At 34.6% G+C, this 8,303-nt stretch carries 7 protein-coding genes and 1 pseudogene; all 8 read right to left on the minus strand.

Translation table 11 applies throughout. From position 1 onward, the window contains the following. Positions 1 to 530: pseudogene (locus H6W53_RS21260) on the minus strand (RHS repeat-associated core domain-containing protein); the annotation flags it as partial. 108 nt (positions 531 to 638) lie between these two features. After that, complete coding sequence (locus tag H6W53_RS21265; RefSeq protein ID WP_185209596.1) at positions 639 to 1,094, minus strand: hypothetical protein; 456 nt, start codon at positions 1,092 to 1,094, stop codon at positions 639 to 641. Continuing rightward, the gene (locus tag H6W53_RS21270; RefSeq protein WP_228457853.1) at positions 1,036 to 2,988 is read right to left on the minus strand and encodes an RHS repeat-associated core domain-containing protein; all 1,953 of its coding nucleotides are present in this window, start codon (positions 2,986 to 2,988) and stop codon (positions 1,036 to 1,038) included. Before H6W53_RS21270 ends, H6W53_RS21265 begins: the two co-directional genes overlap by 59 nt. A gap of 221 nt (positions 2,989 to 3,209) precedes the next feature. After that, positions 3,210 to 3,614 (minus strand): hypothetical protein, encoded by a 405-nt coding sequence (locus H6W53_RS21275; RefSeq protein ID WP_185209598.1) that lies wholly within the window; start codon positions 3,612 to 3,614, stop codon positions 3,210 to 3,212. 128 nt (positions 3,615 to 3,742) lie between these two features. Continuing rightward, positions 3,743 to 4,159 carry a hypothetical protein gene (locus tag H6W53_RS21280; RefSeq protein ID WP_185209600.1) on the minus strand — a complete coding sequence of 139 codons (417 nt, stop codon included), beginning with the start codon at positions 4,157 to 4,159 and terminating at the stop codon, positions 3,743 to 3,745. A gap of 7 nt (positions 4,160 to 4,166) precedes the next feature. Continuing rightward, a complete protein-coding gene (locus tag H6W53_RS21690) occupies positions 4,167 to 5,174 on the minus strand; it encodes an RHS repeat-associated core domain-containing protein (protein WP_194304492.1) in 1,008 nt (335 codons plus the stop codon). A 192-nt stretch (positions 5,175 to 5,366) separates the two neighbouring features. Further along, the gene (locus H6W53_RS21290) at positions 5,367 to 5,786 is read right to left on the minus strand and encodes a hypothetical protein (protein ID WP_185209602.1); all 420 of its coding nucleotides are present in this window, start codon (positions 5,784 to 5,786) and stop codon (positions 5,367 to 5,369) included. A 15-nt stretch (positions 5,787 to 5,801) separates the two neighbouring features. Continuing rightward, a partial coding sequence (locus tag H6W53_RS21295) for an RHS repeat-associated core domain-containing protein (RefSeq protein ID WP_185209604.1) occupies positions 5,802 to 8,303 on the minus strand: 2,502 nt, incomplete at its 5' end.

Raw genomic sequence — 8,303 nt, forward strand, 5'->3', positions numbered from 1 at the left:
GTATTCTCTTTACTGTTGGGGTTTTGGGGATTCTGGTAAAACCCTGCCGTTAACCTGTTAATTTTATCATAGGCATATCCGTATCTTTTCGGGGTTGTTGATGGATTTGCACCAATAGATTCTACGGCTCTCCAGTCTACCTCGGCAATATTCCCGTTATATTTCGGGATAACATTCTTTCCTGAAAACTGAGCTGTATCCGGATTTTCGATCCCCTCGCGACTGGTATATTTTATTTTGTAGGAAAACAGTTTTCCTCCAAGATCCGTTGCCGCCATCTGGTTTTTGTTGATGTCTGTCATCCATCCGCGGATGTTGTAGGTGTAATCGATGCTTTGAAGATTATTCCCTACTTTCTTGTTCACAAGCTGGGACAGATCGTTGTAGGTGTTTTCGGCAAGCAGTTCTTCAGGATTATTGTCTACCTGATGGTAATGTTTTACCAACCTGTTTTGGGAATCGTACTCAAATCTTTCCTGCACCGTTACCCCGACTTCGCCCTGCTTTCTGAGGTTAAAAATGAAAAGCATTTTATTTTGTGCTGCTCTTTATAACACAAAACCCACCGCTTTGCGGTGGGTTATTTATTGTTGCTCACGGATTATAAATCCGCGAGATTGGGGTTAAAATAATAAAACTTATTCAATTCTTGTATCAAAATTCAGATATTCATTTTTTTTATCAAATTTTATCCTAATATTTGATTTATCAGAATCTATCAACAATTTATTATTTACACATATACTATTATAGTAATATATTATTACAGAAAAATTATCATACACTAATTCCTGATTAGGAATACCCAAAACATTAATAAATTCTTTCTTACTTTTTTTATTTAATAATTTGTAACCACTTAATAGTTTATTAAAGTTTTTAACATTTCTGTACTTTAAGCAACCTATATTATCTTTCTTCCATTCTGATGATAAATTTTTTAAGCTATCATTTTTTATAACAATAACATTTTCTTTGGATGCAACATTATTTTCATTGAATTTACAAGAAAAGAAAAGTAATATTATTATAAAGTTAATTCCCATTTTTATCATAAATTTTATTTGTTGTTTTTCCAATTTTACCTTTCCCATTTTTATCAAATCTTACTCCTTTAAGAACATCATATACTTCTGTTTTATCTACTCTTCTAAAATTCGGATCTATAGAATTACTAGGCCCTTTTTTTGACCATTTAGGATGTACTTGTGTACCTCTCGCCTCCATAATGTCAGGTACATCGTTTTCATTTTGTCCTCCTTTATTAGTATGATCAAGCCCTAAACCATGGCCTATTTCATGAGCAGGTGTTGTTGAACCAGCTAAGTCATCATCAGTATTAAAATAATATGAATTTGCACCTAATTCTTGAGTGAAACTACTTTCTCCATTTTTACCATCTTCTACACGAATAAAGTTATTTTTTATATCCGTATTTCCAGAAGCCATTTTTTTAGCGTCAACTTCAGATACTGTTTCATAAGTAACTTTAAATTTAACTTTATATTCCACTCCACCAACTTTTACCCTTCCATTAGCACCATTCCATTGAGAAGATATTCCTGTTGCTATTTTATCGGATAATTTAGAAGTTGCTTTTCCTCCATAAAATATCAAATGTTGATTTATTGTGATGGTTTTATTTTTTTTATCTAGTGTGGGCTCACCACTTTGCCCATCGGGATCAATAAATTTTATTGGATTATTCCATACGTAACCATAAATATCCATAGTTTTCTCTGCCAACGGATCAACAACACCCCATCTACCGATGTCTGCCATATAAAATCTTGCGCCATAATCATACAATCCTGATTCCGTCTGCAATTCTTTTCCATTGTAACTGTATTTGTACGCAGGATTTCCCGGTAAAACATTATAGGCTTCATGCTTCATCCCAAAAGGATAATAGTTATTTTCTTCAAGAACTTCTGCGCCGCTTCCATTGTTGAAATAACTTAAACGGATATTTCCCAAATGGTCTGTGTAGTTGTAAATATACTTATTATTTTCGAAATTATAATACCCTTCGGAAGTTGGAACAAATTTAAGCAACTCATTGGTATATTGAAAACCATCCAGATAATCCGTCCTTTCGTTGAAAAGATGGGTTATATTACTGGAATTTTTATAGGAATATTGTTTTCCAACTTTTACTCCATCTGCCCTGTAAGTATATGCTGTATTAACGTATATTTTTCCGGCACGAGTTGTTATAAAATTGTCGAACTTAATGTATTTCGGAAGATTTAAAAAATTATAATCAATTTGCAAAATTCCCTTATCTCTGTGAGAAATCATATTTCCGTTGCTATCATAACGAATTGGATTTCCTGAGGTATCCGGATAACCTCTGTAATCTGTTGAGGAATCGGTAACGGAAGTCAGCCTGTTTCCGGTATAAATATATCCAAGATCATCAATATTAAATGCAGAAGCACCTTGCTGAGATTGCGCCGATCTTTTCAGGTTTGAAATATTTCCGTTAAGATCATATTCCATCTTTTCGAAGTATTCCTTTGCAGAAGGATTGGTATCTTTCTGGTAAAATCCTGCCAGTAGTCTGTTCACTCCATCATAAACATAGCCGTATCTTCTCAGGTTGTCTCCTGTGGTTGTTCCTGTTCTCCAGTCTACTTCCGCAATATTACCGTTGTATTTCGGTTTTACTTTCAGAGTAGAAAAGTCTGTATTGGGCGTTTCAAGCCCTTCCACTTCACTGTATTTTACTTTATACCCGAACAGTTTTCCGTTAAGGTTTGCAGGATCATTAATTTTGGTCATCCATCCGCGGATGTTGTAGGTGTAATCGATGCTCTGAAGATTGTTTCCTACTTTCTTGTTCACAAGCTGGGACAGGTCGTTGTAGGTGTTTTCGGCAAGCAGTTCTTCAGGATTATTGTCTACCTGATGGTAATGTTTTTTCAGCCTGTTCTGGATTCTATTCCTAAAGAAGTTATCTTGGAAGACAAAACAGAACTCGAACAAATTCGATTGATACAACAGCTCGAAGAGGAAGACAAGCAAACCATTTTCCGGCTCGTGGAAAAAATGCTTACCAATAAAAAGTTTAAAGATTTTTTTGCCAAAAACGCAACTACGCTATAAAATACAAAACCCACCGCAATTGCGGTGGGTTATCTATTATTGCTCACGGATTACAAATCCGCGAGATCGGGGTCATGGATTACAAACCTTGGATATCGGTTTTATTTTTTATCAATTATTCTACTAGTTTCTAAATCCGTTTTTACGTATAACCAAGAAGGAAAACGTGGATCAAAAATATTAGGTTTCTCAAATAAAAAAGTATTTCCGTCCAATTTTCCTATAATATGTTGATTAGGAAAGCTAAACTGTATGCTTAAAGCATCCTTGTCCCTGTCCAATATTTTCCAAGAACCTACAATACCTGGCTTTTTAATATCTGTATACTTTAAATAGAAAATATTGTCTTCTTTTAAAACGAGATAACGATAGTCATTATCTGAAAATTCTGTAGGAACCTTATCACCTTTATATACACCTACCACATCTTTTTTTGAAACTTTATTACACGCAAAAAAAGAAAAAAATATTACAAAAATTAATATAAATTTTATTGCTACTTTCATTATTGATTATCTCTTACTTCTGTTAATATATATCTAGTAGGTGCACCATTTTGTGGCTTTTTATTCTGATTATATGGAATATTACCATCTGCTCCATCTGAATTAAAAATCCGCGAGATTGGTTTTTTCTATTTTACTTCTTTATTTTTTATCAATAATGCTTTTATTTCTTCTTTTACTTTTGAATTTAATTTATACACAACCCCCTTATCTTTATTTCTCCAGTAATTTAAATCATAGTCCGAATATAATGTATCTTTCTTTGAAATAAATGTGTAATAGTAATGTCCAAAATCAAATTCGTCTTTATCTTTTAATGAACCTATTTTTATATCTATTTTATTTAATTCCCTACTCAAATTGTTAGATACTAAAGAAAAAGATTTAATACTTGTATTTTTTTTATTAAAAAAATAATGCAATTTAGTATCGTCAATTTCCGCATCATCATATCTTGAATTATCATAATGATACATTATTATTTTTGAAGAAGAGCAAGAAGTTATTGCTAAAAAAGTTAAGATTGAGAATAATATATTTTTCATAGCACATTTATTTCCTTTTTGTAGATTTTACATTAACTACTTTATAACTTTTACCACCATAATTAGTCCTTTTATCCTCTCCTAATTTTGCATTTACCTGATTGGATAATGCCGTGGTATATTTTTCTTCAACATTTGTAAATGATACATTTTTACCTGACTTATCAAACAGTTTATTACCTCCTTCATTAGTAGATTTGTCGGCTCTTCTATCCCAATATTTATCATCATTGAACATATTGTAGCCATGTATCAATTCGTGTCCTAGTCTTGATGTAGGACTGTTATAACCAGTATTTTCTTCACTATTGGGTTTATTTAAATCTTTTGTAAATGATAAACCTTCAGAAGGATCAAAGGTAATTGTACGAGAAAAGGGATTAAAACCATTAGCTTCACTATTTGGGTCTTTTTCAATAATGCCTAATACGTTATCTCTATCATTAATTAAATTATCTAAAATATTAACTGTTTTAGCATCATCTCCTTCTCCTATAGTAATATTCATTGCATCCGAAGAGTATAATTGATCTAATGCTTGATAAGCATTTCTTTCAAATTCATTCTCAATTTTATTATAATCTCTATCTTTCTTATAAGAATATACATTATCTCCAATTCTTATTTCTCTTCCGTCTGGATCTGTAAAAATTACAGGATTATTCACGGCGTAATTATATGGTGAGTGTCTTCTATACTTTTCCGCGAGCGGATCAGCTACGCCCCAACGTCCGATGTCCGGCATATAAAACCTTGCTCCGTAATCATACATGCCCGTCTCCTGCAATTCCTTCCCATTGTACTTATAATTCTTATACGAACTCGCTCCGAAGAAAGAATTTCCGCTCTTCAAATGATTCATTCCAAAAGGATAATAATCATTAGCATCCACAATTTCTAGAGCGCCTGCGCTGTTTTTTCCAAAACTTACCCTTGTATTTCCCAAGTGATCTTTATACTGGTAAATATATTGATTATTTCCGCAAAATTTATTAACATAAAAAATAATACTCACTACTAAAATTTAAAGACTTCTTTAATAAAAATGTAGTTTTATTATAACACAAAACCCACCGCAATTGCAGTGGGTTCTTTATTGTTGCTCACGGATTATAAATCCGCATCATCGGGTTTTTTTTGAATTAAAAACTTTATTTATAATTTAGAAAACCCACATGTTTAGTATATGACCGACTTTGTGTGGCAGTTAAGGTAGCATAAGTCTGTACCTATTTTTTTGCTTTAATTGATAGACATATATTTTTTTAGTAGTTTTTAAACTATCAAGCGTCACTTTTAAAGCTATCTTGTTTTTATGATTAATGCCATCATCAATTTCTTCTATATCCTTTATAGGATGATAGATTGTAAAAATATAATCATCCTCTTTGTTCAGTTTATTATTGGATGATATCTCTATACCTATACTTTCTAAGTTAGAATCAGATATAATATAACCATAACTGTCATATAAATAAGAGTTTTTGAAAAGAGTATCATTAAAAATTTTAAAATTACACTCATCAACAAACTGTATTTCTACTTTACTTTTTTTATTAACAAAATAAAATAGTAAAGATATAATTGAGAGAGAAAATATTATTCCTAAAATTATTTTTTTGCTCATGATAAATAGTTATTATTAAGGATAAACTCTATAGTTTCCTGATGGAACATTCATTTTTTGTGGTATTTGTTGACCACCTTTAAAAAACTGCCAAGTTCCTCCATAATACCACTGAGGTGTAGCCTGACCTGAACCATTAAAGTTTACTTTCTTGTTGGTTCCTCTAACCTGTCCTATTGATGTATCTTTACTAAAACCTTTTGCCAGTGTAGTACCCGCAGTCATTGGAGTAGCATTTGGATTGTTTGAATTACAGGTATTTAACAATAGCGTAGCTTCAGAAATGTTAGCTTTTGGATCAGGCAAATCAGCAATTTTTGTTCCTTGTGTTTTAGAGCCACTTGTTTTACCGCTATCTGTTGAAACTATATATTCTCCATCTTTAGTTTTAGAGTTATTGTCAGGATCTATATTTAAATGAAGAGCTTGATTTGTACCATGATGATTTAAAACAATTTCAGATGGTTTCCCTTCCATATCGCCCCAATCCTGCGCAAAATCTTTTTCTGTCATTGCATCACTTAAGGCTACACTTCCTTTTCCATATTTTTTTTCATACTCAGCATACTGTTGCATAGTTTGTTCACTAAACCCACCATCTTCCCCAGATTTATCGGGATTATAGAAAATATAAACTTTAACATTCTTTAATTGATCTGAAGATAATTCTTTCCCATTTTTATCTCTCCAATCCTCATTTTGCATTCCATCGGAATCAATAAACCTAATTGGATTATTAAATGCATAGTTATAAGGACTATGTCGTCTCATTTTCTCCGCTAAAGGATCTACTACGATCCATCGTCCTATATCTGGCATATAAAATCTTGCTCCGTAATCATACATGCCGGACTCCTGCAACTCTTTTCCGTTGTATTTATAATTCTTATACGAACTTGATCCAAAGAATGAATTTCCACTTTTTAGGTGATTCATTCCGAAAGGATAATAATCATTAGCATCCACAATTTCTAGAACTCCTGCGCTGTTTTTCCCAAAACTTACCCTTGTATTTCTCAAGTGATCTTTATACTGGTAAATATATTGATTTTTTATGTAATCGTAAAATCCTTCTGAAGTCGGCAAAAACTGTAGTTCAGAATTCTTCAGCATTCCGACAGGTTCCAGACCTCCGATGTCCACAAGACTGAACGCCTGGGTTTCCATCGCTCTGAAACTCTCAAGATTGGAAGCCGAAAAAGAAGAGCTTCCACCGCCTCCGCCACCTGAATTAGTGATGTTCTGATACTGGAAGCCGTCAAGGTAATCAATGGTCTTTACAGAGGTTGTGTAGCCGTTAATTCCGGAAATCGTTGTGGTGTTTACCTTACGGAGCTTTGTCCCGTCGGCGCGGTATTTCGTATCCAGTTTCACCATTTCAATGCCGTCCCTGCTGTATTCCAGATGATGGGGAAGATTTAAATGATTGTATTTGATCACACTGATTCCCTTATCCGGCATACTGATCATGTTTCCGTTCACATCATATCCGATGGTTTGTCCGCCGCCTTCGTATCCTGTTGCATTCTGTGCATAATCATTGATGTTGGTAAGCCTGTTGCCGGTATTGCCGGAAGCATAGATGTATTGCAGGTTGTCAATCATGGTCGGCGTTGTATTCCCATATTCCAGAACCGAGGTTCTGTAAAGACTGGTGATATTCCCGTTCAGATCATACGCTAAAGATTCCGTATTCTCTTTACTGTTCGGGTTTTGGGGATTCTGGTAAAACCCTGCCGTTAACCTGTTAATTTTGTCATAAGCATACCCGTATCTTTTCGGGGTTGTTGATGGATTGGCACCAATAGATTCTACGGCTCTCCAGTCTACTTCGGCAATATTCCCGTTGTATTTCGGGACAACATTCTTTCCTGAAAACTGAGCTGTATCCGGATTTTCGATCCCCTCGCGACTGGTATATTTTATTTTGTAGGAAAACAGTTTTCCTCCAAGATCCGTTGCCGCCATCTGGTTTTTGTTGATGTCTGTCATCCATCCGCGGATGTTGTAGGTGTAATCGATGCTTTGAAGATTATTCCCTACTTTCTTGTTCACAAGCTGGGACAGATCGTTGTAGGTGTTTTCGGCAAGCAGTTCTTCAGGATTATTGTCTACCTGATGGTAATGTTTTACCAACCTGTTTTGGGAATCGTACTCAAACCTTTCCTGTACCGTTACCCCGACTTCGCCCTGCTTTCTGAGGTGATAGGTATTGGTTTTTAAAGGAACCCCCGCAAAATCCAGCTCGGTTTCGGTGTTGGTGTATCCTCCGAGATGGTTGGTGCTTTTGGTGGCAATTGCTCTTCCCGTCGAATCGTAATAGCTGTATGTTTTCGTCCAGTTGTTGTCCTCAATGTTTTTAACGTAGGCAGCGGTTAAAATTCCCATCGTGGAAGCATCTTCACTGCTTCCCAGGGTCTGTTTCATCGTATGCTGCCCGAGAACCGTTGCCGGAACCGCCGGAGCTTCGGGAGGGTAGGTGTCGTAATAATTAACCGAAAGCAGGGTCATGCTTCC

It is taken from the genome of Chryseobacterium sp. C3 (genome assembly GCF_014218905.1).
Classification (GTDB): domain Bacteria; phylum Bacteroidota; class Bacteroidia; order Flavobacteriales; family Weeksellaceae; genus Chryseobacterium; species Chryseobacterium mucoviscidosis.